19 protein-coding genes and 9 pseudogenes are annotated in these 26,049 nt (G+C 58.0%); 9 read left to right on the forward strand and 19 right to left on the reverse strand.

What is annotated here, in order from left to right:
- Positions 1-289 precede the first annotated feature (289 nt).
- The gene (locus EOA78_RS00835) at positions 290-2,005 is read right to left on the reverse strand and encodes a GMC family oxidoreductase N-terminal domain-containing protein (RefSeq protein WP_127313446.1); all 1,716 of its coding nucleotides are present in this window, start codon (positions 2,003-2,005) and stop codon (positions 290-292) included.
- A 330-nt stretch (positions 2,006-2,335) separates the two neighbouring features.
- Here EOA78_RS00835 and EOA78_RS00840 point away from each other — a divergent pair, with 330 nt between their 5' ends.
- On the forward strand, positions 2,336-3,118 hold the full coding sequence (locus EOA78_RS00840; protein WP_127313447.1) for an IclR family transcriptional regulator: 783 nt from the start codon (positions 2,336-2,338) through the stop codon (positions 3,116-3,118).
- A gap of 170 nt (positions 3,119-3,288) precedes the next feature.
- Here EOA78_RS00840 and EOA78_RS36760 read toward each other — a convergent pair.
- Positions 3,289-3,487 (reverse strand): annotated as a pseudogene (locus tag EOA78_RS36760) (hypothetical protein); the annotation flags it as partial.
- Positions 3,466-3,604: pseudogene (locus EOA78_RS36765) on the reverse strand (IS110 family transposase); the annotation flags it as partial. The pseudogenes EOA78_RS36765 and EOA78_RS36760, both read right to left, overlap by 22 nt.
- Before the next feature lie 117 nt (positions 3,605-3,721).
- On the opposite strand from EOA78_RS36765, the pseudogene EOA78_RS00845 reads away from it, so the two are divergent.
- A pseudogene (locus EOA78_RS00845) lies at positions 3,722-4,112 on the forward strand (transposase); the annotation flags it as partial.
- A 169-nt stretch (positions 4,113-4,281) separates the two neighbouring features.
- Here EOA78_RS00845 and EOA78_RS00850 read toward each other — a convergent pair.
- Positions 4,282-4,572, reverse strand: a pseudogene (locus tag EOA78_RS00850) (adenosine kinase); the annotation flags it as partial.
- A 170-nt stretch (positions 4,573-4,742) separates the two neighbouring features.
- Here EOA78_RS00850 and EOA78_RS00855 point away from each other — a divergent pair.
- The gene (locus tag EOA78_RS00855; protein WP_127313448.1) at positions 4,743-5,417 is read left to right on the forward strand and encodes a methyltransferase domain-containing protein; all 675 of its coding nucleotides are present in this window, start codon (positions 4,743-4,745) and stop codon (positions 5,415-5,417) included.
- A gap of 795 nt (positions 5,418-6,212) precedes the next feature.
- On the opposite strand, the pseudogene EOA78_RS00865 reads toward EOA78_RS00855, so the two are convergent.
- The 3 genes and pseudogenes from EOA78_RS00865 to EOA78_RS00870 form a co-directional block, all read right to left on the reverse strand.
- Positions 6,213-6,593 (reverse strand): annotated as a pseudogene (locus EOA78_RS00865) (recombinase family protein); the annotation flags it as partial.
- Complete coding sequence (locus EOA78_RS35770; protein WP_164783585.1) at positions 6,577-6,750, reverse strand: hypothetical protein; 174 nt, start codon at positions 6,748-6,750, stop codon at positions 6,577-6,579. The gene EOA78_RS35770 and the pseudogene EOA78_RS00865, both read right to left, overlap by 17 nt.
- 257 nt (positions 6,751-7,007) lie before the next feature.
- Positions 7,008-7,425, reverse strand: a pseudogene (locus EOA78_RS00870) (transposase); the annotation flags it as partial.
- Between the two features lie 195 nt (positions 7,426-7,620).
- Between EOA78_RS00870 and EOA78_RS00875 the strand changes: the two are divergent.
- On the forward strand, positions 7,621-8,199 hold the full coding sequence (locus EOA78_RS00875; protein ID WP_164783586.1) for a transposase: 579 nt from the start codon (positions 7,621-7,623) through the stop codon (positions 8,197-8,199).
- Between the two features lie 8 nt (positions 8,200-8,207).
- Here EOA78_RS00875 and EOA78_RS36770 read toward each other — a convergent pair whose 3' ends face one another.
- The 3 genes and pseudogenes from EOA78_RS36770 to EOA78_RS00885 form a co-directional block, all read right to left on the reverse strand.
- On the reverse strand, positions 8,208-8,630 hold the full coding sequence (locus EOA78_RS36770; RefSeq protein WP_245477078.1) for a transposase: 423 nt from the start codon (positions 8,628-8,630) through the stop codon (positions 8,208-8,210).
- The gene (locus tag EOA78_RS36775; RefSeq protein ID WP_245477079.1) at positions 8,627-9,010 is read right to left on the reverse strand and encodes a transposase; all 384 of its coding nucleotides are present in this window, start codon (positions 9,008-9,010) and stop codon (positions 8,627-8,629) included. The genes EOA78_RS36770 and EOA78_RS36775 overlap by 4 nt, the downstream gene beginning before the upstream one ends.
- A gap of 275 nt (positions 9,011-9,285) precedes the next feature.
- Positions 9,286-9,720: pseudogene (locus EOA78_RS00885) on the reverse strand (transposase); the annotation flags it as partial.
- Between the two features lie 272 nt (positions 9,721-9,992).
- Between EOA78_RS00885 and EOA78_RS00895 the strand changes: the two are divergent.
- A pseudogene (locus tag EOA78_RS00895) lies at positions 9,993-10,264 on the forward strand (IS110 family transposase); the annotation flags it as partial.
- 375 nt (positions 10,265-10,639) lie between these two features.
- On the opposite strand, the gene EOA78_RS00900 reads toward EOA78_RS00895, so the two are convergent.
- From EOA78_RS00900 to EOA78_RS00930, 7 genes are all read right to left on the reverse strand, one after another.
- Complete coding sequence (locus EOA78_RS00900; protein ID WP_164783587.1) at positions 10,640-11,392, reverse strand: transposase; 753 nt, start codon at positions 11,390-11,392, stop codon at positions 10,640-10,642.
- Positions 11,393-11,660: 268 nt separating this feature from the next.
- Positions 11,661-12,935, reverse strand: coding sequence for a CoA transferase (locus EOA78_RS00905; RefSeq protein ID WP_127313453.1), 1,275 nt, complete (start codon positions 12,933-12,935; stop codon positions 11,661-11,663).
- Positions 12,936-13,187: 252 nt separating this feature from the next.
- Positions 13,188-14,318, reverse strand: a complete 1,131-nt coding sequence (locus EOA78_RS00910; protein ID WP_127313454.1) for a CaiB/BaiF CoA-transferase family protein — start codon at positions 14,316-14,318, stop codon at positions 13,188-13,190.
- Positions 14,319-14,992: 674 nt separating this feature from the next.
- The gene (locus EOA78_RS00915; RefSeq protein WP_127313455.1) at positions 14,993-16,606 is read right to left on the reverse strand and encodes a GMC family oxidoreductase N-terminal domain-containing protein; all 1,614 of its coding nucleotides are present in this window, start codon (positions 16,604-16,606) and stop codon (positions 14,993-14,995) included.
- 112 nt (positions 16,607-16,718) lie between these two features.
- Positions 16,719-16,871, reverse strand: coding sequence for an IS66 family insertion sequence element accessory protein TnpB (tnpB, locus tag EOA78_RS37880; protein ID WP_206533392.1), 153 nt, complete (start codon positions 16,869-16,871; stop codon positions 16,719-16,721).
- Positions 16,831-17,619: a class I SAM-dependent methyltransferase gene (locus EOA78_RS00925; RefSeq protein ID WP_127313456.1), complete on the reverse strand. Its 789-nt coding sequence runs from the start codon at positions 17,617-17,619 to the stop codon at positions 16,831-16,833. The genes tnpB and EOA78_RS00925 overlap by 41 nt, the downstream gene beginning before the upstream one ends.
- A gap of 713 nt (positions 17,620-18,332) precedes the next feature.
- The gene (locus tag EOA78_RS00930; RefSeq protein ID WP_127313457.1) at positions 18,333-19,682 is read right to left on the reverse strand and encodes an aspartate aminotransferase family protein; all 1,350 of its coding nucleotides are present in this window, start codon (positions 19,680-19,682) and stop codon (positions 18,333-18,335) included.
- Positions 19,683-20,188: 506 nt separating this feature from the next.
- Here EOA78_RS00930 and EOA78_RS00935 point away from each other — a divergent pair.
- From EOA78_RS00935 to EOA78_RS00950, 4 genes are read left to right on the forward strand one after another with little or no spacing between them, the layout of a single operon-like run.
- Positions 20,189-21,247 carry a KpsF/GutQ family sugar-phosphate isomerase gene (locus tag EOA78_RS00935; protein WP_164783588.1) on the forward strand — a complete coding sequence of 353 codons (1,059 nt, stop codon included), beginning with the start codon at positions 20,189-20,191 and terminating at the stop codon, positions 21,245-21,247.
- Positions 21,244-22,506: a sialidase family protein gene (locus tag EOA78_RS00940; protein ID WP_206533393.1), complete on the forward strand. Its 1,263-nt coding sequence runs from the start codon at positions 21,244-21,246 to the stop codon at positions 22,504-22,506. Before EOA78_RS00935 ends, EOA78_RS00940 begins: the two co-directional genes overlap by 4 nt.
- A 27-nt stretch (positions 22,507-22,533) precedes the next feature.
- Positions 22,534-23,349, forward strand: a complete 816-nt coding sequence (gene kdsB / locus EOA78_RS00945; RefSeq protein WP_127313459.1) for a 3-deoxy-manno-octulosonate cytidylyltransferase — start codon at positions 22,534-22,536, stop codon at positions 23,347-23,349.
- A gap of 48 nt (positions 23,350-23,397) precedes the next feature.
- A complete protein-coding gene (locus EOA78_RS00950; RefSeq protein WP_127313460.1) occupies positions 23,398-24,063 on the forward strand; it encodes a histidine phosphatase family protein in 666 nt (221 codons plus the stop codon).
- A gap of 148 nt (positions 24,064-24,211) precedes the next feature.
- Here EOA78_RS00950 and EOA78_RS00955 read toward each other — a convergent pair.
- Together EOA78_RS00955 and EOA78_RS00960 are read right to left on the reverse strand one after the other, a co-directional pair.
- Positions 24,212-24,346 (reverse strand): annotated as a pseudogene (locus EOA78_RS00955) (SMC-Scp complex subunit ScpB); the annotation flags it as partial.
- A gap of 120 nt (positions 24,347-24,466) precedes the next feature.
- A complete protein-coding gene (locus tag EOA78_RS00960) occupies positions 24,467-26,041 on the reverse strand; it encodes an IS66 family transposase (protein ID WP_127313487.1) in 1,575 nt (524 codons plus the stop codon).
- Between the last annotated feature and the right edge of the window lie 8 nt (positions 26,042-26,049).

Genomic DNA, 26,049 nt, shown 5'->3' on the forward strand with positions numbered 1-26,049 from the left:
ATGTGAGAAGGCGCGCCTGGTTCGGCCCGAAGCGCTGACTGGTGCCGCCATAGGAACCCTGGTCAAAAGGAACCCCGCGATGGCGATGTCCAGGCCTTCCGGTCCGGGTCTTTTCTATGCGCGCAATAGCCCGTGCTCGATGTGGACCGTCCGACGACCGCGTCCTTCGCCGTGGTGATCTCGCTCATATCCTACCTCCTCTCTTCCGTTGTAATCGAGAAAACCTATTTGCGTTGGCCTCAAGGGAAGGTCAATGTGAGTGCAGGGGTGGGAGAGTAATCTCGCCGTACTACGCGGTGACACGTCCTCGAATGAGGTCTGCAGCTCTCTCGGCAACCGCAATTGCTGTAGCATTCATCCCGCCAGAAACCGGACTAGGGAGCACAGAATTATCGACTACCCTCAGCCCTGACACTCCGCGAACGCGAAGCGAAGTATCCGTTACGCTCCTGTCATCTGAACCCATACGGCATGTGCCGGCATAGTGAGCGGCCGTTGACCCTACGCGCCGCGCAAAATCGTATAGTTCGTCGTCCGTGACGACGCCGTGGCCTGGCGTCGTCTCGCCCACACTCCACTTCTTGAGAGCATCCATTTCAAATACCTGCCGAGCAGTGCGCAATCCAACGAGCAGTCGCGGCCAGTCTGTTGACGCGCTAAGGTAGTTCGGACTTATGGCGGGCAACTCTTGGGGGTCTGCAGAGCGAACCAACACAGTCCCGGCGCTATCGGGACACGTCAGGAATACGCCGATTGTCATCCCCCCTGTACTCTCAAGAGCGCCTGGAACTGATGGCGAAAAACTCACTGGAGCGAACATAAGTTGCAAATCAGCAAATTTTGCTGATTGAGAACTCTTGCAATACAGAGAAGCCATGCTCGCCCCCAGAGTAAGCAGTCCCCGATTCCTAGTGAGGTACTTCCATCCCTCTAGGGCAATGCTGACAAAATTGTTCATCTCGTTGACCGTCAAGATGCCATGGGTGCGATGAGAAATTCTGACTATATATTGGTCACGTAGATTCTGCCCGACGTTAGGTGAGGCATGAACGACTTGAACGCCGATTTGCTTGAGGTGTTCAGGGTCCCCGACCCCGCTGAGCTGAAGCAATTGAGGCGACCGCAGAGTGCCACAAGAAACAATGAGCTCACGTCGTATTCTAACTCGTCGGAGAGTTCCGTTTAGGACAAACTCGAGTCCTTCTACCTCCTTCCCCGCGAACAAAATCCGGGTGCAAACGGCATTCGTCTCGACTCGCAGATTGCGGCCCTTCTTCAGCGCGGGACGAAGGTAGGCGGAAGCTGTACTCGCCCTGAAGCGACCCTTGCGATTCTGTTGGAAGAGGCTGGCCCCCTCCCTGTCCGGAGAATTCATGTCCGCTACCTCTGCATATCCAGCCTCGGCCGCCGCTCTTACAAAATCCCGCGCAAGTGGATGCACCGTGCGAAACGGCGCGACCGAGACTGGACCGAAAGTGCCGCGATGCTGGGACGCTTCACCTTCAAAGGCCTCTGATTTTCTAAAGTACGGAAGTAATCCTGCGTAATCCCAACCCCGGCACCCCAGGTCCTTGGCCCACCAGTCATATTCAGCAGCTTGTCCCCTCGCGAATAGGATGCCGTTTATGGAACTGCTGCCGCCGAGACCTCTGCCGGCAGCCGCAATAATGCTCCGATCAAAGGTCTTGGAATCCGGCTCGGTTTTATACATCCAGTTGAAGCGGGGATCCTTCAACAGGTAGAAATAGCCTGCTGGAATGTGGATGAAGGGGCTCCAATCGCTCGGGCCGGCCTCCAACAATAGCACTGAGTTCTCGTCCTCGGATAATCGAGCGGCGAGGACGCTACCTGCCGACCCAGCGCCAGCGACGAGGTAGTCGGTCTCAAAATCCCAAGCTTTTACCATTCCTGGATCCACATTTTTTGCTGCAAAGCGCCCGCGCGATGGTCCTCGACATGTAGCTTCCTGTAATATTTTTCGTTTCGGCTTGGCTTTTGCCATCATCAGATGGATCGGGAAAGCTACGGAGGTTACCGCGATGCCGGAACAATATTCCAGATGGTATATCGTGTCAAGAAAGGACGAGCGCGCTGCCGGAATTCATGCAACATCCATCCAGACGCTTAACAACGCTCGCGCCGAAAAAGGCTGCCGTCGTCGCCTGCCCTTTGAGCGCGCCTGGACCTTGACAGCTGAGTCCCAATGATGTAAATAGCACTCTATTTGGAATATCATTCTGCTACGCATCACACTTATTTGCTAGACGCTTGGGAAAATGTCGCTTGACCCGCGTTAGAATATCGTTCTTAATAGAACGCTTCTAGGAGACTCAATGTGCGGGTGGTGAACTCTCTGGTCGAGCGATGTTTTGCTGTCATCGAGCTTCTTGCAAAGGAAGCATCGGCGATGCGGCTTGGCGAAATCGCTGAAAAGCTCGATCTTCAAAAAAGCGCTGCTCATCGGATGCTCAATTTGTTATCCGAAATAGGCTGGGTGGAGCAGGACCCGGTCACCGGCTTTTACAAACTTACACTCCGACTTGCCATTCTCGGACAGCGCTTCCTAAGCGCAACTCACCTAACAGACGTATGCCTGCCCGTACTGGAGGATTTGGCAACCGAAAGCGCGGAACTCGTTCGGATGGCAGTTGTGCAGGGTGAGACGTTGACTTGGATCGCACAAGTTCAAGGCGCTCGGAACGGATTGAAATATCAGCCCGAAATGGTGGCGAGAGTTCCCCTGGACACCACAGCCAACGGCAGAGCTTATTTATCCACGCTTAGCCAGATAGACGCAATTCGCATCGCAATCAATGACGGAGCCGGTGAGTGGCCTGTAGCCTCTGTAGAAGAGTTTATGAAGGAACTGGAACTGGCTCAAAAAAGAGGCTGGGCTATTTCCGACGGGGAGGCTGAGTCCGGTGTTGTTGCGATTGCTGCCCCTATTACTTTGGGAGGGAGCCAAACGGTCGGCACGGTTAGCGTCGCTGGACCGAGCTCGCGCTTAACTCCAGACCGGCACGAAAAAGTAGCATCGGCGGTGTTATCAACTGCCGCCAAACTTGGTGAACTCTGGCCCCTGAGGCAAGGATACAATAATACGCAGCAATCGGAATAATCCTTCGCTACAATTTATCTGCGGGGCGCAGGGTCCATTATTTTTGAAGATCGGCAAAGGCGGGTCTGATCTCAATCGCAGGACTGACGCAGCAGTCAGTTGGCCGATATCGGCTATGGGTGCCGTAGCGTTGTCTGCGTATGAGCGCTTTGAAGCGGTGTGCGCTGCTGTCAGCAGAGCGCCATTGCGTTCAGACGGTGAACATGGATCTGCAACGGGTTTTCGCACGGCACATGGGAATTCTCAGCGCGGTTGTTCAATCCTTTGTGCGACTGGTGCTTCTTCCGGTATTACCTGCCGCCTTGCCGCCCCATAGGAGCGCAACTCGTCGGTGATTATGCGACGTACGCTTCCATTCCGACGAGGCAGGGTGGTAGCCGCTCGAAGACTTCAACATGTAGTGGCGGCGCAGCTGGCGCGCTGGACGACGACTTTGCCGGTGCCATCAATCGCATGAATCTGAAACACCGACTTCGCAAGGTCGATGCCAACGGTAGAATGTCATCCGGTATATCAACGATAAAGACCCTTCAACCCGATCTGCAATGCGCTGGCGATATAGTTTGAGCAGGTGGCATAACCGTCAAGGGCGCTGTCACGTTATTCACCGTGACGACGCGTACGCCGCTGCATGCGACCAAATTGTGTGTCTGGCTGAAAGCCATGTGGCTGTTGCTGCAATCCGATAAGGGCTTGTCCTCGGCGCGCCTCGCCGAGACCCATGGGGTAAGCCAGCCGACGGCCTTGCGTATGGGACATGCATTGCGGCTCATGGTGGCGCGGGAAAACATGCTCGCCGGCACGGTGGAGATCGACCACTTCCATCTCGGTGGAAGCCCCCGAAAGCATCCGGATGAACCGCCTTCGGGCCAAGGGCCGGAAAGGTCAGGCGAACACGGATAAAACGCCGGTTATGGCAATGGTGCAGCGACCCACCGATGGCACACCCGGCGCTCCGGCCGGCGATGCACGAGCCGCAGTCGTGGCCGGTCTCCCGCGGATAACGCCGGCACTATACGAGCTACGGACCTGGAAAAGGATCAAGTGACCCAATTTGCGCGTCACAGAGGCCCGTGTCGCATCAAAATGGAAAACCAAAGTCCCTGTTTCCGGACGTTTGAAGAGGAAGTGCAGTATGAATCGGTCGTTGCAAAACCACGCAGAGTGACGGCAGCGATCTTCCAACCTTTGCGTATCCGCGCCAGCGCCTCGTCGAAGCAGGCGGTCTGGCAGAGCGACTTGATATCATGTTGCCGGCAAAGACGATCTCACGCTGCCGGAGCGCAGCAGGTCGAGGAACTCGTCGCGGTAGCGGTGGACGCAGAACGAGTCTGACAGTGTCATGACACTTCGCGGCCCGCTGCATGCGTCAGCTTCGCTGTCTGCCGGATCGCTTACTTGGCGCGCGACGGAGCTCACAGATAGCCTACGAAATAGATGACCTCGGCGCGAGCTCATGATTATAGCCTCCGGCGAAGGGGACACGTGGAGCGAGCCGTTCGCGCTAACCTCGAACATGAAATGGCACGCGTCGTCCTGCAACATCCTTTAGACGGTTTTCTCATTTGGCACGGTACTTGCGCGGTCATTCGCAGACATGTGACGGAGCAAGGAGAGATCGTTGATGATTACATCACCAAAAGAAACCGCTGCGGCGCGCCTCCCGGACCCCTCTAAGAGCGACGCTCGAGTGAGGCATGGCCTCCGCGGGTCGCAGGCGCTGTCGCGGCTGCTCCAATACCTGGAGGTGCGCAAAATCCTAGACGTCGGGTCCGGAGCCGGCGAGCACGCCGCAATAATGCGGGCGACGGGCCGGAGCGCGTTCATGGTCGACCTGGCGCCGCCTGCCGATCATGTCGGCGATTTCATGGAATGGCGCGGCGGCCATCACGAGTTCGATGCGGTGTGGGTCTGCCACGTGCTGGAGCACCAACCGAATCCAAACGCATTCCTGAGGGCATGCCTTGATCGCCTTCGCCCCGGCGGTCTCATCGTTGCGACGGTTCCGCCGATGAAGAATCAAATTGTGGGCGGACATGTGACGCTCTGGAACGCGGGGCTTCTCCTTTATCAGCTGATCTTGGCAGGGTTCGATTGCCGCCATGCGCGCGTCGGAACTTATGCCGACGGGCCCGGGTATCCGGTCTACAACATCAGCGTTGTCGCCACAGCGCCGGGGCTCCCAATCCGCCTGCCTCCGCTCAGGATGGACGCTGGGGATATCGAGCGCCTGGCTGACTTCTTTCCTTGTCCAGTCCGTCAGGGATTCGACGGTCGGCTTCCCGACATAAACTGGTGATCGGATGCATCGTCTCCTGACCATCAAGCGGGCGGTCCGCCGACGCTGGGTCGCGAGGCGCTGACAATCGGCGACCTGTCATTGGCTCGCCGGCACAGGTCGAATCACCAGGATCGTGGAAGACGAGGTGACGCTCGACGCAGATGAATACGTTGTCGATCCTGAGACCGGCTGGTTTCGACACACGACCCCAGGCGACCTTTAATGCCGGAGATTAATGGCGCGGTGACTAAATAGTACCTCAAGATTGGAGTGATGAGGTTGTCTAATCGCGGCAGGGACGTCAAGTATCTTCGCGCTTTGAGATGCGTTTGCCGGGTACACGGTTGTCTTCGCAGTCGACATCAGTCGCCGCATGATAGAGGTTCGCGGGAGGAGCCTTCAATGTGGACGACGCACTTTGCTGAGTCAGCGGTGCAACCCCATCGGCGCGTCGTCAGGCCGAGCTAGGCACCAACAGAGCGGGACTTCTTGAAGTTGTCAGGCTCCTCGAGGGCGGTGACGAAAGAGATCGCGGTGATTGGCCCTGGTCCCACGTCATAATGCCCATCTCGCTACGCTGTTGAAAGACAAGGGTCTTCTGATCCGAATCGGATGATAGCGGCCCCTTGGAGCACGACTTGATCCGCTCGATCAGATGCGAATCTTCGATATTTCCTCGTTTGATAACCCAAGGTGCGCCCATGCAATATTGCTGGGCAGGGATGATGCCGGCGCGAATCTGGCGAAGGACCGTCGCAGGGCTCAGATTGAGCATGCTGGCGGCTTCAGTCAACGTGACTTCGCCGCGCTCGGCCGATCGTTTGGATGGCGTGGTTCATAGATTCCATCCTCATCGACAATCAGCGTGCCAACCAGTCCGCAAAATTCGATCAGCGTGTGCCAGTCGCGTCCATTGCGCGCCAGACGCGACACTTGGATCGCAAAGACGGCACCGACGCGGGCTTTGCAGATCACTGCCAACAGCTTCTCGAAGCCCGGACGACTGACGCCCGACCCCGAGCGGCCAAGGTCGTCGTCGCTGACTGTCACATCCGTCCAGCCAAGGGCATGGGCACGGTCGGCAAGTCCATATTGACGCCGCCGGCTCTCATGATTATTGGCAAGCTGATCGACGGTGGATTGCTAAATGTAGATGAAGGCGCCGCGCGCCAGATGGTCAGACGTAATCTTCATCGCCGGCCTCCGTCACTGCGGGGACGCTGAGCGTTTCCGACAGCAGCGCGCTCACAAGTGGCAATAGCTTCGTCCGCTCGGACGCTGCTATCGGCACCGGTGGGGTCTTGGGCACGAAGAGATCGAATTGGCGGTGACAGGGTTGCCGTTGCTTCATGCTTGTATCCTCCTTCGTGACGGGAATCGTCACGCAGCAAGGGTTAGACAGGCATCGAGCTCAAGACGAAGTTCGTGCAGATACGCCAGCGGCAGACGGGGACGCTCCGTCATCATCATCGCCTTCGCTTGATCTTCCGTCATCCAGATCGGCAGATGCGCCAGGGTGCCGTCAGGCTGGCGGATGGTCAGACTGACCTCGTCACCACGACGATTGCGGCCGGCAACAGTAACCGTTTCCCGCCACGGATCTGGTTGGAGTTCGGTCGTGATCCTGGCCAGCCGGGCGCGTGCCGCCACGAGCGTGCGCGTCAGCACGCTGTCGAATCCTTTCACCCGCACCGCTTGGAAGAACCCTACTTCTGCAAGATGCGCCAAACCGTCCGCGTCGTTCGCGTCGGTTTTGTTCGGCGCCATATCGAGCGCAGCTTTGGCATGGCGCGCATCGATGCAGATCGCCGGCACTTTCTCGGCACGCAGCGAATGATAGAACCACACCGACAGCGGCCCGGTTTCGAACACCACGCGTTTTGCCGCTGGCGCTCGCTTGCGGATAAGGTTGGCAATGATCCTGGGGTCTGAGGCGCACGTCCCGCGCCAGACGCGCTTGCCTTCACGCCGCACAGAAATCGCCGTCTCTTTCAACGACACCGTCGAGACCGATATATTCTTCCATGGCTGTTCTCCAATGATGCTCGGGCTCGGCGTCAGGTCTTGAGCCCGTATTTCCATCCTATCGGGGAACAGCCACCCTCCAAGACTACGATTGATTTCCAGGGCAACTCGCTCCCGCGATTACATGGCGTGATCGCGGAGCATCCAGCACTCAGCTAAACTGCTGACGTTTGACCTCGCCATGTGGAGAAATGGAATGACGAAGCACTTTGTTGGTCTGGATGTTTCCCTCGACCTGACATCGGTATGCGTCCTTGACGAAGCCGGCGCCGTGGTGTGGCGTGGCAAGGTTGCCTCAACACCGGAAGCCTTGACTGAAGCGATTCGCAAAAATGCACCATCAGTTGTGAAGATTGGCCTGGAAACAGGACCGTTATGCACGTGGCATTGGCACGCACTCCGGGAAAACGGCCTTCCTGCCGTCTGCCTTGATGCCAGGCATGCGAAGGCGGCATTGTCGGTTCAGCTGAACAAGACTGATGATAATGATGCCTACGGCTTAGCCCAGATTATTCGGAGCGGCTGGTATAAGGAAGTTGCGGTCAAGAGCCTCGACAGCCATCGTGTGCGGACCTTGCTTTCCTCCCGTGCCCAGCTGGTCAACATTCGCCGCGATCTCAGAACAAAGATACGTGGGCTTTTGAAGACATTCGGCAGGATTGTCGGGAAAGTCAGTGGAAGGAAATACGAGGAATCCGTTCGCGAGCTCTGCGCGGGAGAGCTTGGGCTGGAAGGTGCTGTTTTCAGCGTTGCTGGCTGTCCGCGCACGCATTGAGCAAGAAATCAGAACGTTGGAAGAGCACATTCTCGGGTTCGCCAAACACAGCGATCCGTGCCGCCGGTTGATGACACCAGGCCGAGCCAAGCTGCGAACTGACGACCGTTCTTGAAGCAAGTTCGATCACCTACAGCGGCGATCAAGGCAGTTGCCGTTAGCGGAGCGATGCCTTCGATCTTGCCAAGCTGCTGACACTGGTCGTTGGAGCGGAAGATTTCCCGTATCCGCTGGTGATAGGTTGCGATGCGCCGGTCGAGTTCGACCAGCTCCGCTTGCAATTCCCTCACGAGCGCCCGAACCATGTCGCTGATTCCGTCATTATCATTCCCGACGATGACGGCAAGGCCGCGCCGCAACTGCGTGATGTCGCGGGCGATGATTATACCATGTTCGGATAGGAGACCACGGGCCTGATTGACAAGCCTCACCCGATCGACCAGCCGTCGACGACGCGATGAACGGCCTGGATCGCCAGCTGATCGATCGACTTTGGCGGCACAAAGCGCATTGAGGGCCGGCTAACTGGTTCGCAGATGGCTTCAGCATCGTTGCGGTCATTCTTGTTGGATTTCACGTAAGACGCTGGCATCAGTCGCACCTCATGGCCGAGATCGGAAAGTACCCTTGCCCAATAGTGCGCCCCGTTCGAAGCCTCCATGACGACCAGGCTTTGCGGCAGATTGGCGAAGAAGCGGGCGACCGCATCGCGGCGCAGCGTCTTACGCAGGACAACCTTACCGTGGCAGTCGACGCCATAAACATCGAAGACGTATTTCGCCAGATCCAAACCTATTCGAACAACCTGCATGACATCCTCCAATGAAAGAACTCAAGGGACAAAACACCCTTTTGCGGTGCGGCTTTCCTTGGGTTCGGTTGCGTTTTGACCGGTCCTGCCGCCGGTCGGCTAATACTTTCGTGTGCGCAGAGCTGACCTTGCTCTGCGGCTCTCGAACCATTCTGCAATCCGTGACCCTGACGCCGTTCGTCTGTTCGGCTTCGGTCACATAGTGCGTTCGGCTCCCGGCTTCCCATTCTCCTTCAGGAGCGCAACCCGGCGCTGCCGGGCTCGCTAGGATGTCATCAGGACAGTCGGGATAGTGTGGACGCGCATTCCTGGCCGCTCGCGCCGCGCCGCTCGTAAGGGCGCTGGTCGCGCAGCAGTTGGAATGCGATCGTCAATAGTCTCCGCGCCACCGCCACCCTGGCCTTGTTGGCGCCGCGCGGCTTCAGACGCTCATATTGGTCTCTCAACTCCGCATCAGTGGCGATGGCGGGCGTGACCGCTTCGACAAAGGCCCAGCGAAGCCATTTGTTGCCCTGCTTGATGATCTTGCCGTTATAGGTCTTGCCCCCGCTCGAATAGGTCGAGGAGACAAGTCCGGCATAGGCCGCTAGCTTTTTCGGGCTGCGGAAGCGGGATATGTCGTCGATCTCGGCGTCGATCAGCCGGGCAAAGAACTCCCCGATGCCAGGAATGGTCTTCAGCAACCTAACGTTGGCGTTCGCCTTCGTCATCTCCGGATCGACCTCACAGGCGAAAGCTTGCGTGGAAAACAGCCCAACAAAGCTTGACACCACATGCGAACGAAATGACAACAATCACGCCAGCAGAGCCCCGGCCCCAGGGGGCGAGATCATCTCGGAATCCGGGGGCGGAATAATCTCGGAACAAAGGGGCGGCTTCGTCGGAATCGGCAGGGAGGGCGGGGTCCATACCCTTGGCCTCCGCTCCCGACATCGAAGTGCCATAGTGTGGCTCTCAAAAGTCACATGACGGAGAACCGTCCATGGCAGAGATTACCACGGTCGGTCTGGGTATCGCAGTATCGCCAAGCAGGTTTTTCAGGTTCATGGTGTCGACGCTGCCGGAGCAGTCGTCGTTCGTCGAAAGCTTCGGCGCGATGACGTTGTTGGATTTTTCGAAGCTTTGCCGCCATGCCTGATCGGCATCGAAGCTTGCGCGACAGGACACCATTGGGCTCGACTTCTGGCAGGACTCGGCCATGAGGTGCGGCTGATGCCAGCGTCTTACGTGAAGCCATATGTCAAGCGGCAGAAGAAGGTCAAGTCCGGGAACTGCTGGATAAATTCTGGCGGGGCTCCTTTGCCGCTGCTTCCTTGTCGAGGCCGTTTCGGGCCTCGTATTCCTGATCGAGTTCCTGCTGACGGCGGTCATCTGGCGGCGCTCGAAGTCGTTGATCCTGATTGCCCGCCACCGCTCGGCAGCTCGGATCATGGCGCCGAACATGAGCTTGAGAACGTCTCGCCGCAGGCAATGGGAATGATCTTTAGCCTGCGCGGCCCCTCGACGAACAGACGTCAGAAGATTGGTGGTCCTGATGGCGCGGCGGTGAGTGATCGGCATTCTCAGATGCGCGATTGCCGCTTCGAAGTCGTCCATGAAGCAGGCGACCGCGCTCGGCAGCTCGGCCTCCTAGTCCTTCACCAGACCGGCGGCGAGATCGCGGGCAATGGCGCGCGAGCGGGCCTGATAGGCGGCGGTGGCGCGGGCCTTGAACTCGGGCCAGCGGTCTTCCGGCACCTTGGCGGCGAGATTGCGCATCCGGTGCGCCAGGCAGCGCTGACGCTCCGAGCACGGAAAGCAGGTCTCGATCGCCTTGATGATGCCGGCTGCCCCGTCGCACACGACGAGCAGCGGATCGCCGAGCCCGCGGCCGCGCATGTCCTGGAAGAAGGCGCTCACCGTCTCGGCGTCCTCCTTGGAACCCGCCATCAGATGCAGAAGCACTTTGGCGCCAGATGCCGTAAAACCCCAGGCGGCCAGCACCGGCTCGCGCTTCTGCCCGGGGCGGATGCGTTCGGCGATGCCGTCGACGAACAGATAGGCGATCTCATATTCGCCAAGATCGCGCGTGGCGAACTCCTGGTAGTCTGCCCATAGCCGCTCGCCGATCTCGCTGACCGCGGTCTTCGACAGGATCAGCCGCCTCGTTTCGTCGCGGAAGGCGTCCTCGATGTCGCGCACCGAAAGACCGCGTGCCAGCAGTTCCACCGCCAGGTCCTCGAGCGCCTCCGTGCGTCCCTTCAGATGCTCGCGGATCTCGGAACGAAACGGCTCATTGCGGCCCGCCACCTGCGGGGCCGAGTATTCCACAAAGCCTTCCGCCGTCTTCAGGCGCCCGCTGCGCACGCCGTTGCGGTAACCCTGGCCGGGGCTCGGCGCCATGTTCGTAATAGTCCCGCCCGACCGCATCCCGGCTTTCTCCCTCCAGTGCTTCCTCCACGATCAGGCGGGTCGCAAGCTTCCACAGATCCGAGCGACCCGCCGGTGTGGAAAGACGCCCTTCAATCAGGTCGGAAAGGGATTGGCGCGTGCGCATCGATGCCGGTATTCTCATCGTCATGGGGTGCCTCCTTGCTGGTGCCGGCGCCAACCGGCATGGGCTTCTGATTCCTCAGCAAAGGATGCACCCCGCCCTCAATTTCCAGCAAGTTTAGGACTTCACCCTCAGGCCTGCCGGTGCCGGTACACGAATTGCGCCGCTAGCGATCAGCGCATCGATGCGGTCTTGATCGATGCCAGTCTCGCGCAGAACCTCAACCGAATGCTCGCCTAGATCGGGGGCAGGACGATCGAAAACGAGCGCAGAGCCTGAAAGCTTCAGCGGCTCCAGCGCGACACGATAGCGGCCGCCGTAACTGTGTTCGACCTCGCAGACTAGATCGCTGGCCACATCGGGATCGGCCAGCGCCTCGTCGACACTGCGTACAGGAGCCAGCAGGATACCGGTGGGTGCAAGGCGCGTAAGCGCGTCGTCACTGGCCAGCTGACGCAGTCGACCTGACAGGATGCCGGCGATCTCGTCCCGCTTTGTCCAAGCGCCGGTGCCCTCCAGCAGCGGTATGATCCGGTCGCTGAGGCCCAACGCCGTGGCAATAGCAGGCAGCGATGCGGGATCAGCCACCAGAGCAATCGCGCCGTCCAAGGTCGAGTAGATGCCGTAAGGCGCTGGCTGGTGACTGTGACTAATTCCATTCCGGCCCCGACAGGCCTGTTCTTGTGCGTTCAGTGCATAGCTGGATTCAGAGGCCAGCAAGTGAATTGCGCACGACATCATATCCACACGCACCCATTGACCAAGGCCTGTCTGGTCGCGCTGGCGCAAGGCCGCCTGGATCCCGATAACCGCCTGCGAAGCCGTATAGGTATCAACGATGTAGGCACCAGCAGGAACGGGCGGGCCCTCGGCTGCCCCACCCAGGCTGGCGATGCCCGACAGAGCTTGAATGATCAAATCCTGCCCCGGCTTGTTTCCGCTTGGGCCAGCCGGATCATAAGCTGCAATCGAGCAGTAAATCATCCCAGGGTGCTCGGCGAGAAGGGCGGAACTGCCTAGTCCCATCCGCTCCAAGACACCAGGTCGGAAATTCTCCAGAATGACATCCGTCTGGGCGATCATCTCGCGCATGACTGCCACAGCCTCCAGCCTTTTCAGATCTATGCACAGTGAACGCTGGTTGCGGTTCATGCCCAAGAAATAGGGGCTGGGTGAGTCCGGAGACGCCGTAGGGTCCTTAATAGCGCTACGCTGATAATCGCCCGCCGGAGCCTCGATCTTGATGACCTCCGCCCCAAGCGAACCAAGATACTGTGCCGCGATTGGCCCCGCCGCATAGTGCGTGAACGCCAAGACGCGAATTCCCCTCAGCGGACGCACGTCACAATGCTCCCGCGGGCGACCTTTCGCTGCCATAGTGGTATTCAGCATTTTAGTGGCTCCGTTCGTTCTGTTACTATGCTGTTTAGAGTTGCAGTTGTTCACGAGTCGATGGTGTTTTGTTCACAGAAACCACCTGCCAACTCGTTATCCAGCGAGCGGCAAACGCGGCGCCCGAATCAAGCGCTGGGTCGCGGCGCGCATCATTCCCGCGACATAGACGGCCGGAAAAGGCGCGGGCGATCAGAAATTGTTCAGGACCTGACTACTCTCCGAGGGATAGTTATCAATTCGGGCGGCATTTTACCGCTCTCCAGAGAGAGCGGTCGGGCTTGATTCGCAACGGGACAAGATTTCTTGAGTGTGCTCGCCGAGTTTTGGCGGGGGAAGCCGAATTCCGGTTTTGTAGCAGTCAAATTGTAGCGGTTGGTTCACGTGCCATTCGCCGTCGTCGTTTGCACTAAGCCGGACAAATAGGTCTCGTGTGCGCAACTGCGGATCTCTTGCGACTTCATTTAGCTCGAGCACATCCCCCCAAGGAATTTCGATCGTATTAAAAATATTTGCCCATGCGTCCAGCGGTTCCTTCGCGATCGCGGCGGCAAGTTGCGCGCGATAGTCAGACGCGTGTTGCACGCGATCCTCGTGGGTTGCGGAGGCCAGGTGCTCCAAACCAGTGCTCCGGCACAAAGCCTGCCAGTAGTGATCTTCATGCGCGATACTCAGCGTAATCACCTTTTTATCTGCGCAAGTGAATGTCCCATAGCCGGGTTCTTCCTCGTATACCTCCGCCATTGGTCTTCCGTTTAGACTCGCATACAAATACGCAGTCATCCATGATACCAAGCTATCGGTCATGGCCAGATCGATGTAGCAGCCGTGTCCGGTTCGCTCCCGCGCCAGCAGAGCCGAGACGACACCAAGTGCCGCTAGCGTACCTGAGGCGAGATCGGCAACCGGCAAATGAAACGGTACCTGCAGAGTTCCGGTTCGACGGTGCTGAAACAGAACCCCGGCCAAGCCTTGGCAGGAGAGGTCGTGAACCGGGCGCCTGCGGTAAGGGCCATTTTGACCGAAGCCAGTCAACGACAGATATATCAGGCGGCGATTTAGCGAACTGACTTCCACGTAACTCAACCCGAGCTTTTTCATCACGTCGGGCCTATAGCCCTCGATTAGCACGTCCGCAGTTTTGCTCAACTCGGATAGAGATTCTCGTCCGGCCGCTGACTTAAGGTCAAGGACAACACTTCGCTTGTTGCGGCTCAACGAGGAAAAAAGGCTTTTGTACTTTCGAGCCGGATCACCTCCGTCGGGCCTCTCGATAAGAGTAACCTCTGCGCCTAGATCCGCAAGTAGCAAGGTCGCATACGGGCCCGGATACTGTTCCGCGAGGCTGAGTATTCTCACTCCCTCAAGTGGTGATCCGATCATAAGCACCTCCAGTCAATAGTTATATTGTCGAACACGGCATATTGCTACAATGGTATTTGGAGCCTACCCTATTCGACGTGCCGACAGTGATAAGATTTCGTGAAAGATTGCAACAAATACCGATTGTTTCCCGGATTCCCGCCACGACCATCGGGAACTTGGGAAGAGAATCATTAACCTTCGCATTCGCGAGGGCGACTTCAAGCGCGTGAGCCATATTTCAGACTTTCAGACCATGGCACGGAAGCTTTGAGTCGAACGAACTTTTGGTTGCGGTGGGCCGTTAGGTCCGTTTCCGCTCTGCCATCCTCCGGGTCGTCGTCCGTTCCGGATCGAGTACCCTCATGCTCGGGTGGATCACCTCAGCGGGTGCGGGATATACGCGGTCAGCCGACTTAATGAGGTCCCCGCAACCCATTCGGCCAGGCGTCATCACAGTGCCGTATGACTAAGCTCGGAGAACTGGTCGGAAAGGGAATCCGGCATCTTGTACTGCCCGCTCGAACCTGCTGCCGTCGAACCCAGATGCATGCAGAAGAATGCTATCATGCGAGTGACTGCCACCTTGCCCTTTTTTCATAATGATCCGCTTCCACATGCCTCCCACGTTGGCGCCGCAGGGGCCACTTACTCGCTCCACATCATCTACACAACGGGACACGACCAAAGGTTGCCTACTTGATCGACGAACGGATAATGGACGAGGCTTTCTCCGCAATTGCCATTGTTACGGCATGGGTGTTGACAGATGATGCTATTGGCATGACCGACGCATCGACAACTCGCAGTCCCCTCACTCCGTAAACCTGGAGTTCAGGATCGACAACAGCGCTTTCATTAATCCCCATTCGACAGGTGCTTGAGAAGTGAAGAGCGGACGCACCATATGCTCGTGCATGACCTAGAAGCTCCGCGTCACTTGTTATTGAAGGGCCAGGCAGGGTCTCGCAAGCGCTAAATCGAGCGAGTTTGGGAGTCTTGAACAGTCCGCGTGCTAATCTTATGCCTGCCAGGAGGACCGAACTGTCCAAATGTGCAGTGAGATAGCCGAGCGATATGGCAGGAGGGACATTCGGGTCGGCGGAAACGATACTCACACGTCCACTGCTTTCAGGAAATGATTGCCATAAGCCTACTGTCATGCCCGGCACCGACTCAAGTTTGCCTAAGCCAGCGTAGCTTCCTGGAGTGAAGCTCAATTGGAGGTCGGCAGCGACCACGCCGTCCCGGCTTCGAGCGAAGAGAACTGCGTTGCTCGCCCCTATGGACATAAGGCCTCCTCCTAGCAAGGCATATGCTAACGACTCGCGCAAAAGTCGCCACCCTCGTGCCCGCTCATTGAGCGTTACGCAGCCTCGAACTCGGTGCGCGACTCTAACAAGGAAGTGATCCTTCAAGTTTTCGCCAACACCAGCCGCATGATGCACCAACGGAATGCCATACCTCGATAGAAGGTTGGAAGCCCCAACGCCGGACAACTGCAATATTTGTGGTGACTTGAGAGCTCCTGCGGCGAGGATAACCTCCTGCCTTGCCTTCACATTGAATAGATGGCCATCCCGTAGGAATTCAACGCCTATCGCGCCACGACCTTCAAAGAGTACACGCGTGCAAAGCGCATTTGTGATCAGTTGAAAGTTTGGACGCGCTCTCGCCCGCTTCAGGAATGTACTTGAGGTGCTTGCCCTGAAGCGACCTTGGCGATTCTGCTGAAACCATCCGACACCGATATCTCGGGGACCATTGATGTCCGAAAGCATGGGAAAGCCGAGAGACCTGGCGCTCTCGATGAATGCCCAAGATAGCGGATGCTGGACTGCCAAAGCCGTCACCGGAAGAGGGCCATCACTTCCCCGGTCTGCAGAATGGCCCCCATCGTAGTGCTCAATCGATCGGAAGTGGGGCAATAGTTCAGCATAGCTCCAACCCGTGCATCCAAGCTCAGCCCAGCGATCATACTCCTCCGGATACCCGCGAACGAACAGCGTTCCGTTTATCGAACTGCTACCGCCCAAAACCTTTCCCTGAGATAGATCAAGCCTCCGATCATTGAGCTCCGGACACTGTTCACTACGGAATCTCCAGTTGATCGCTTTGTTATTTTGAAGCTTGAGAAACCCGGCTGGCACATAAATCAATGGGTTCTTGTCAACTGGACCCGCTTCAAGCAGCAAGACTCTGAAGCGCCCATCTTCGGATAATCGGTCAGCAACAACGCTGCCGGCCGACCCTGCTCCGACAATGCAGTAATCGCATTCAAAGTGATGCGTGTTTCTCTTTGCCCGCAATCGCTTATTCCTTGGACCGTTAGATGCTTAACTCGGGTCAAATCGCGCTTTATAAAGTCGTCACACTCCCGAGTGAGCAATTCGAACTGATGACCCCCAGACGTAAGTGGCTTTAGAGCGGCCAACGCCGAGCTTGAGGTCGTCGGTGGCGACCGGTGCTCCGGTTGTCAACGAGGGTGAACAGGCATGCCCCCTGGCCGTCGTGCCAGATCACCTTCAGGAGATCACCTCTGCGTCCGCGAGAGCAGAACAGATGTCCGCTCAAGGAAGCATCTGCGATCCGCTACCCGCCGCAGTTCCCGTTCCGGTGGCGATGTGCCTGCGCTGACCGATGCAGTCACTCTCTTGAGTTCAAAGAACTGGAACACTCTCCCCCCCTCGGGGAGGGATCCTCGAGCGATCAGCTCGATGGCATATCCGTTTGCCTTGGCCAAATCAGACAGAGCTGTAACGCGATCGCCTTCAGCAAATTCCAGGAGTACTCGTCCGCTTTCCGCGAGATGCGCTGGCGCCTGTTTCAGAAAACTCCGGAGCATCTTATAGCCAGGATCGAAGACCCCCCGCTCGAGATCATTGGCATACTCGTAGTCTTCCGGAACGTAAACGTCCGGAATATTCCAGTAGATCGTATCGAACTTTTGAGAGGATTCCACGGCAGAGAACATGTCGCTTTGCATAACCACGATGTTGTTGATGCGATTTCGTTCAGCGTTCTCCCGGGTATTCGCTACCGCACGAGGATCTATGTCGACTGCGACGACGACGGCAGCTCCGTTCTTCGCCAAGTAGATTGAGGGCAGCCCCATGCCGCAGCCGATTTCAAGAACGCGCTGTCCCCTGATGGACGGAAAGTTCTCTACAGACCACCGCCATGAGAAGTAGTGAGACGGTGGGAACACGCCTTCATGCACGATGAGATCCAGCCCGAACGCATTCATAACGTATGGGTAGGTCTGCTTCTGACTATCAGCTAGACGTCTTTTCACCTGATCGATTTCGTTCACCATGCCCATACGTCTACGCCTTTTAGCTGATGCACAATCGTGTAGCGGGCTCAGATAGCCGCTTTGTCACGCGACCAAAGCCCATGCGCGTGAATCTTAGCAGGGGTGCGGAGCATAATTCTTGAATTTACCGCAATGATTTGTGTATAAATGTGACATCAAAGCCGTTCGATCAGAACGTGTTTTCTTCGACTTGCTCGTGCAGAGTCGGCGAAATGCTCAGCGGGGTGAACGGTGGATCAGTAGCTGCTGAAGGCTCAAGGCCGTGCGCCTTCTACGATTAACGGCGGTCCTGTAGCCGGGCGGGATGCCTGTTTCGCATAAAGGCCTACTCGGGCGGAGCATTTTGCACCAACCGAGCCGCCGCCGGCGGAAACGCAATTTTGGCGCTTCGTCTCCATTACCATCCGATGACAATCTGTTCCATTTCCCGGCTAATCTTGTCCCGCCTTCGACCAGGGTCATTGGGAAGCCTCGCTGGGGCGCGGATGACGAGACCGGATCATGAAGGGCTAAGAGTCACCGCGCCGATTCCAGCGCTTCGTAGCCATCCAATATCCGAATACCAGTCTGTTCCCTTATCCCCGCCACCCTGAGAATCATGATTATTTGCGAAGCCTCGTCACGGAACGCGGTGCGAGATCCAACGCGTACGACGGTTTCAAAGCCTACTTCCCCGACTGTTTGATCGTTAATTTTGGGATGCCATGTCGCCTTCTCTGTCAAGCTGTTTCGAGCATCTGGGCGGCTTCGCGAACGGACGTCACCATTTCATCAATATGGTCCGTCGACATCGGAGTGGACAGGCATAGTTGGCAGGTCGGAGAGACGATCACACCTCTCTTTTGCAGAGCCCAAATGAGCGTATCCATTTTTTCTTGCTGCTCGGGCGCTGCGTAGGCCTCGCGGTAGTCTTTAGGAGCTTCAGGTCCCCGGTGTATGCGAAACATCGACCCCATCCCCGTCACCGAATATGGCAGGTGTTGCTGACGAAACATCTCGACCAACGAAGAGCGGGCATATTCGGCCAAATCATCCAATCGCTGAAAATCTTCCTCTGATAGACATTGCATCGCGGCAATGCCGGCGGCCATTGAAATCGGATTGGCACTGAAGGTGCCTGCCTGAGGAACGAGAGCCTTACCATTCGTCGTATCAAACGGAAGCATGAATCGGGATGGGCCTCCGACTGCACCGATTGGCAGGCCGCCACCTATAATCTTGGCAAAGGCGCAGAGATCTGCTTCGAACCCAAATCGGGTTATCCCGCCGCGATAAGATAACCGAAAGCTCATCACCTCGTCAGAGATCAGGACGATGCCGTGACGGGCTGTGAACTCGCGCAGAAAGGCAAGATAGCGGGGGTCTATGGGAACTAATCCGACACGTTGGGGAAGAACATCTATTAGGACCGCCGCGAGCCTGTCCTTGTTCGCTTCGAGAATTTCCCGGCTTGCTCGCAATTCGTTGAACGGCAAGACGACCGTGTCGGCGACAACGGACTCAGACATTCCCGTTGAGTAGGGTATCCCGCGCGGCGCCGACTGCGATCCCCAGTTCGCCGGTGTAGAATCGAGGCTGACTTCAACCGAATCATAGCTTCCATGGAAGCTTCCTTCTATCTTAGCAATTTTCGGCCTCCCCGTTAAGGCACGCGCGGCTTTAATGGTATACATGACCGCTTCAGTCCCAGAGTTCATGAAGCGGATCTGTTCGAAATAGGGGACTCTTCCACAGAGCAGTTCGGCAAGTTCAACTTCCAGTTCCGTCGGCCCACTGAAGCCAACACCAAGCTCCAGTTGATCGCGAAGCCTGTCCAATACCGGTCGACAGCCATGACCGTGGATTAAGGCCGTAAAGTTATTCAAGAAATCGAGATATCTGTTGCCATCGATATCGAAAAGATGAACGCCTGCCCCCCTAGCGAAATATATTGGGTGATGGCGCTGGAAGATGGCCAGACGAGCATTCCCTCCGGTTATGACGCGCTGCGCGCGCTCAAACAGTTCGGCAGAGCGGAAAAACTGCCGTCCAGTTAAGCTTGTATGTTGGTCAATGTTAGTTGATGTCATGGCGCACCTATATCTTTCTCGGCTGCAGTTCACCGCTTAAGAAAAGCCAGAACTGACAATCCGCTACCAATTGACTCAAGCGCGACTCGGCCCCGCTAAGGAAAGCGATCTCTACCTCAGTCACGATCCAGGGTTTTAGCCAGGAGAGGTTCGATAGTCACGTAAAGGTTTTCTTGCAAGACTGTGAACAAGACACGCACGACGGGCAGCTGGGCGGGTCCTCGTAGCGCGCTGCGACAACTGCGCTCATAGCGATTCAGGACGATCCGGCCAGCAAAACGACAGCAACCGCTCAGTTACTAAACTGCAGCACAAAGTTTACAAAAGATAATCCCTTTTACGGATTGATCGCCCCATACTGCCGCCTTTCGACGTCGCAGCGAGATCGCCAGTTAGGATGGAGGCTTATCATGGCAATTGTTAGTCAAGGGCCTACAGCTGTGCCCCCACGCGGAGAGCCTGCTCAGCGATATACCGACTGTGGCTGGAACCATAGCAGCAGCAAGATGGCCATGCTCGAGCGGGCCAGGGCAATCATCCGCCACGAGGCTGCCGCGTTGGAAACCCTTTCAAACCGGATCGACGAGCATATCTGCACGCTCGCGGACTACATCCTGTCTTCAACTGGGACTGTCGTAGTCTGCGGTATCGGCAAGTCGCGACTGGTTGGAGAAAGGATCTCCGCGATACTCGCGTCAACAGGCACCCGATCGATCACACTGGACCCGGTCGATGGCTTGCATGGAGATCTTGGACGCGTGTGCGCCGGGGATGTCATTCTCGCGCTCTCCAATTCTGGCGAGACTGCTGAACTTTTGCAGCTCGTCCGCGCTGTCCGTCAGATTCCGGTCACGGTTGCGGCGATCACGGGACGCGCCACTTCGCCGCTGGCGCAGGCTGCCGACATGGTGCTCGACATCGGGCCGATGCGGGAAGCATGCGCACTTGGCCTTGCTCCCACCACCTCGATGACCGCCATGGCGGCAATGGGAGATGCCCTGGCGCTTGTCCTGCAGGAACGGCGTGGGTTCACTCGCGAGGACTTCGCACGTCTTCACCCGGGTGGAAGTCTCGGACGGGAGCTAATGCGAGTACGCGACCTGATGTGGCCGCTTGAATCAATGCCTGTAGTTCGGCCAGATACATCCCTGTCGCTGGCGCTCTTGTCGATATGCCGCGCCTCTCAAAAGCTAGGCGTTGCCGCGGTTGTTGGCGAGGGGTGTAAGGTCACCGGGATCTTTATTGGGGAGTCCATAGGCCGACTAGTCGAGCGTGGCGCAATTCCCGACCTCGACGATCCCGTGGAGCGGCATATGCAACAGCCGGCCTCAATTTCCTGGGACGCGTTTGTCAATCAGGCCGAGCAGCTCTTCCGTCAGCACGAAATCGAGCTGATGGCGGTGCACGATGACCAGGATAAGTTCGTCGGCCTGATATGCCGCCAGGAATTTCTGAAGCCATCAGCGATAACATTGATGAACCCTCGTACAACTGGCGAGCATTCGAGGCACGGCCTGGGCATTGGCCCTCTCGCCGGCAGTCGGATCAGAGCAGGACTCCGATGATGCGCGCCTTGGCGGATGACTTCGAGATCGTCTACCGGTCCGAGCGGCCACAAGATGTCTACTGCTACACGCCGGCCATTGTCGTAACCGTGAGCGGCAGAGTGATAGCGACCTTTGATCTCGGCGGTGACGGGGTCAGGGATCTCCTCGGGCCGAAGGGCTCTCGCGCCGGAGGTACGCGCTTCGGAATGGGAAAAGCCTATGTGTCCGACGATGGTGGCCGTTCTTGGGCTGAGCGATGCACGTTTCCATTCTGGCATGCGAGGCCGTTTATGGCTGGCGGGCGGCTCTACATCCTCGGTCACGCTGGCGACCTCATGATTATAGCCTCCGACGATGAAGGGGAGACATGGAGCGTGCCGTTCGCGCTAACCTCGAACATGAAATGGCATGGGTCGTCCTGCAACGTGCACTACGCTGATGGACACGTCTACCTCGCCTTGGATGAGCGGCGCGATCTTGCAATCGAGGGATGGAATACAGCCGGTTTGGCACCGCGGGTTCTGCGCGCGAGAATTGACCGAGATCTGCTTGACCCCGGGAGCTGGACTATCTCGGAGTCGCTTGCGTTCAACGAGATAGTATCGTCCAGCGCTATCGATCTCTTCGGCGTCCCTTTCTATAGCACCCCAGTCGGAGCTCCGGCCGAGCTCGGGTCGGGACGCCTGTGTGCACCCATGGGCTGGCTTGAACCCAATATCGTCCGGTTCCATGATCCCGCACATCTGTGGCACGATCCGGCCGGGCGCACGTTGCATCTCTTCTTGCGCACGAACACGGGCGGAACGGGCTATGCCGCCTTAGTCAAGGTCATTGAGCAGGATGATGGTCGTCTGACTACGGCATTGGAAACCATGCCTTCTGGGAAAAGGGCTCTTTTCGTCCCATTCCCGGGAGGTCATCTGAAATTCTTTATGTTGTATGATGACAAGACTCAGCTTTACTGGCTGCTGAGCTCACAAGCGACCGACTCGATGGTGCGCCTGACGCACGTGTCGCAGGCGCGTTACAACTTGCCGAACAATGAACGCCATAGGCTACAACTTCACTTCTCCAAAAACTGCGTCGACTGGTGCTTTGCCGGACTTGTCGCCGCGGGACAAACGGAGCATCACGCACGCAACTACGCGAGCATGGCGATCGACGGCGATGATCTTCTCGTGTTGTGCCGGTCAGGGGACGATGAGGGGAGGGACCCACAATATACAAACTTGATTACGTTCCACCACCTCAAGGATTTCCGCAGGCTCGTCTATTGAGCTTTTGCTTTTTACAATGGAGGAAACATGCCCAGGACTTCGAGATCAATCGCCATCATCATTCCGGCCCGCTACGGCTCGAGCCGCTTCCCCGGGAAGCCCCTCGCGATGATAAGTGGCCGCACGATGATTAATCGGGTCTGGGCTTTGGCCCGTGCCGTATCGGGCGTAGATGAGGTCTGCGTCGCCACAGACGATGAGCGCATTGCCAACCATGTCCGAAACTTTGGTGGTCACGTGGTGCTAACTGGGGAGGAATGCACGAACGGCACCGAGCGGGTGCTGAGAGCATCAGAGATGCTCGCCACGACGCCTTCCGTCGTGCTAAATCTCCAAGGTGACGCTGTCCTCACGCCGCCATGGGTCATTGCCGCTCTGATCGACGAGATGCGCCGCGACCCTACAGTGGAGATCGCTACAGCAGCAGTGCGAATGGACAAGCGCAGCTATGAAGCTTTGCGCAAGGCCAAGGGGCAGGGTGAGGTTGGAGGTACAACAGTGACCTTCGACCGGCGCGGCAACGCTCTCTATTTCTCGAAATCCGTCATCCCGTTCGTGCGCAACGACGGACTAGGTGACGACGCGGGGATCTTGCCTGTCTTTCGTCATATCGGGCTTTACTCGTACCGCTATGAAACCCTGCGCCGGTACGTCAGTTGCGAACCTGGTCCGCTTGAGCATTCCGAGAAGCTTGAGCAATTGCGTGCGCTCGAGTATGGGATCCCTATCCGGGTGGTCGAGGTCGACTACGGTGGCCGGACGCATTGGGCTGTCGACACCTGGGATGACTTGAAACGCGTTGAGACAATCATCCGCGAGGAGGGAGATCTCCTTAAGACTTGAGGCAGATTGGCGGTTGATCTGCGAGACAATACTGGGCGGACCTCATCCATGAAGCTTATCCTCAGTCGTCACGGCAATACGTTTGAGGCCGGCGACAAGGTGGTCTGGGTTGGCCGCAGAACCGACCTACCGCTCACAGCAGAGGGTCGCCGCCAGGCACTGCATCTTGGCAACGCTCTGTGCGAGGCGGGTGTTGTGCTCGGCGGACTCTATTGCGGACCTCTGCGGCGTACTCATCAGTATGCCAACCTCATCGCGGCGCGGATCGGCCACAAGCCGCTGCCGATCGTCGATTCGCGCTTAGCCGAAATCGACTACGGTGCATGGGAGGGTTTGAGCAGCCAGGAGATCATAGCGAAATTCGGGAGGGCGGAGTTGGAAGCGTGGGAAGGCTGTAGTACGTGGCCCGCTTCGTCTAATTGGAGCCCATCCGAGGCCACGTTGGCATTTGGCATCAGGACACTTGTGGAGCATCTCGCCCGGATCCACGAAGAGGATAGTGCGGTACTCGCTGTTACCAGCAACGGTGTGCTGCGATATTTCCTGCGGCTTGCCGACAATCCTGTCAACACCAACACGGAAGCTCAAGGCGGCAAGGTCGCCACAGGTCATATCTGCATTCTTGAGGTACGGAATGAACGCTGCCGGGTCCACGCTTGGAACATTGCACCAGATCGGGATTGTCTGTCAGGGTCATCTGACAGGCTTCTCTGATTTGGTTCGTTGAGGTCAATCTCCTCCTGAAATTTTCCGGATCATATCGCCTCGCGGGTCACTCGTTCTCTTCGCCGTCGGTTCGACCGCCGCATGATAGAGCGAGCGTCTCATTCGACGATTTCCGCCAGTCCTTCGGCGGGAACCATTAGGCGATTTCGACCGAGATGTCCTCTTGGCTATCCGCAAAGGCCGGCATGATGTCACCAGCCAGCAACTTTTCCTTCGATAGCAGGCCGGCATTCTCGAGCACCTCGAAATCCGGCAGGTCGCGCAGCGAATCTGGCGCATGCGCACAGGATTATCTCTCACCGTCTCGCCTTCGGATCATCGTACGCATCCGAGGAAGGCCGCGTGATTGTCGCGTGCGCGCGCTACGCGTGTGGGTATGATGGCAGATTGCTCAGGCGGCCTCGGCGACTACCGGTTTTTTGTCCTGGCGCTTCCAGTTCCAGGGCAGCAGTTCTCGGATGCTACTCTGCGGGTGGGCCGGGATGCGGGCGAAGACGTCGGCGAGCCAGGCTTGGGGATCGACGTCGTTGAGGCGAGCGGTCTGGATCAGCGTGACCATGACGGCGGCGCGTTCAGCACCGCGGTCGGAGCCGGCGAACAGCCATGCCCGTCTGCCCAGAGCCAGACCCCTCAGGGCGCGTTCGGCCGCGTTGTTCGTCAAGCAGATCCTCCCGTCCTCGGCGAAGCGGGTGAAGTCGCCCCAGCGTTTGAGCATGTAGTCGATCGGCTTGGCGACGGAGGCCGACCGCGAGAGCCTGGCGCGCTCCTCGCGCAGCCATTTCTCCAACTCGGTCAGCAGCGGCGCGCTCCTTTCCTGGCGCAAGGCGAGGCGCTCGGAGGCGGATAGCCCGTTGATGTCGCGCTCGATATCGAACAGGGCATCGATGCGCTTGACCGCCTCCAGTGCGATCGGCGAGATCTCCGCAGCCGATCGTCCGCGCCGGGCGTTCTTCGCGATGTCGGCCAGCTCGAAGAATTGCCTCCGTGAATGTGCCCAGCACAGCGCCGGCGTGATCGGCTTCGGCTTGCGGGCCGCATCGTAGAGGGCGTTGAAGCCGCTGTAGGCGTCGGCTTGGAGAATGCCGGTGAAGTCTCGGAGATGCTGTTCCGGATGGTCGCCGCGCCGGTCGCGAGAGGCATAATAGAGCGCCGCCGGAGGCGAGGTTCCGCCGAACGGCCGGTCGTCGCGGACGTAGGTCCAAATGCGTCCGGTCACCGTCTTGCCCCTGGCCAGGATCGGCACCGTGGTGTCGTCGCCGTGCAGCCGCTCAGCGGAGAGCACATGCGCCTCGATCAGCCGGTAGAGCGGCATGGCAGCGAACACGCCGGCGCCAACCTGGTCGGCCAGCGTCGAGACGGAAAGATCTATGCCCTCGCATTTGAAGCGCTGGCTCTGGCGGTTCAATGGAATGTGCTGGCCGAACTTGTCGAACAAGATCGTTGCCAGAAGCTGCGGCCCGATGAAGCCACGCGGCGTGGCGTGGAACGGCGCCGGCGGCTGGGCGATCGCCTCGCAGTCACGGCACGAGAACTTCTCGCGCACCGTTTCGATCACCATCCAACGGCGCGGGATCACCTCCAGCGTTTCGGTGACGTCCTCGCCCAGCTTCGACAGCCTGCCGCCGCCACAGCACGGACAACTCGTCGGCGCTTCGATGAGCACGCGCTCGCGCTCGATATCGTCGGGAAAGGGCTTGCGCACCGGCCGCTTGCGTTGGAAGGGGCGAACGGTCTGCATCGTCTGCGCCGCTTCTTCGGCGGCAAACTCGTCCTCCGTCGCCGCCGCCTCGAGTTCCTCGAGCTGCAGTTCCAGCTGATCGAGCAGGCGTGCCTTGCGTTCCGAACTTGGCCCGTAGAGCGTGCGTCTGAGCTTCTCGATCTCCAGCTTGAGGTGGGCAATCAGCGCCGCATCACTGGAGCGTTCCGCCTCAGCCTCCATGCGCGCGGCACGCTCCGCGAGGATCATCGCGTGGG

This window comes from Mesorhizobium sp. M5C.F.Cr.IN.023.01.1.1 (genome assembly GCF_003997585.1).
In the GTDB taxonomy this organism is placed as follows: Bacteria; Pseudomonadota; Alphaproteobacteria; order Rhizobiales; family Rhizobiaceae; genus Mesorhizobium; species Mesorhizobium wenxiniae.

Bases quoted from the DNA above. Each gene is read 5' to 3' on its own strand.
- EOA78_RS00835 (WP_127313446.1), bottom strand. From the start codon at position 2,005: ATGATGGCAAAAGCCAAGCCGAAACGAAAAATATTACAGGAAGCTACA.
- EOA78_RS00855 (WP_127313448.1), top strand. From the start codon at position 4,743: ATGATTACATCACCAAAAGAAACCGCTGCGGCGCGCCTCCCGGACCCC.
- EOA78_RS35770 (WP_164783585.1), bottom strand. From the start codon at position 6,750: ATGAAGCAACGGCAACCCTGTCACCGCCAATTCGATCTCTTCGTGCCC.
- EOA78_RS00875 (WP_164783586.1), top strand. From the start codon at position 7,621: ATGACGAAGCACTTTGTTGGTCTGGATGTTTCCCTCGACCTGACATCG.
- EOA78_RS36775 (WP_245477079.1), bottom strand. From the start codon at position 9,010: ATGCAGGTTGTTCGAATAGGTTTGGATCTGGCGAAATACGTCTTCGAT.
- EOA78_RS00900 (WP_164783587.1), bottom strand. From the start codon at position 11,392: ATGGCGCCGAGCCCCGGCCAGGGTTACCGCAACGGCGTGCGCAGCGGG.
- EOA78_RS00905 (WP_127313453.1), bottom strand. From the start codon at position 12,935: ATGCTGAATACCACTATGGCAGCGAAAGGTCGCCCGCGGGAGCATTGT.
- EOA78_RS00910 (WP_127313454.1), bottom strand. From the start codon at position 14,318: ATGATCGGATCACCACTTGAGGGAGTGAGAATACTCAGCCTCGCGGAA.
- EOA78_RS00925 (WP_127313456.1), bottom strand. From the start codon at position 17,619: ATGGGCATGGTGAACGAAATCGATCAGGTGAAAAGACGTCTAGCTGAT.
- EOA78_RS00930 (WP_127313457.1), bottom strand. From the start codon at position 19,682: ATGACATCAACTAACATTGACCAACATACAAGCTTAACTGGACGGCAG.
- EOA78_RS00935 (WP_164783588.1), top strand. From the start codon at position 20,189: ATGGCCATGCTCGAGCGGGCCAGGGCAATCATCCGCCACGAGGCTGCC.
- EOA78_RS00940 (WP_206533393.1), top strand. From the start codon at position 21,244: ATGATGCGCGCCTTGGCGGATGACTTCGAGATCGTCTACCGGTCCGAG.
- kdsB (WP_127313459.1), top strand. From the start codon at position 22,534: ATGCCCAGGACTTCGAGATCAATCGCCATCATCATTCCGGCCCGCTAC.
- EOA78_RS00950 (WP_127313460.1), top strand. From the start codon at position 23,398: ATGAAGCTTATCCTCAGTCGTCACGGCAATACGTTTGAGGCCGGCGAC.
- EOA78_RS00960 (WP_127313487.1), bottom strand. From the start codon at position 26,041: ATGATCCTCGCGGAGCGTGCCGCGCGCATGGAGGCTGAGGCGGAACGC.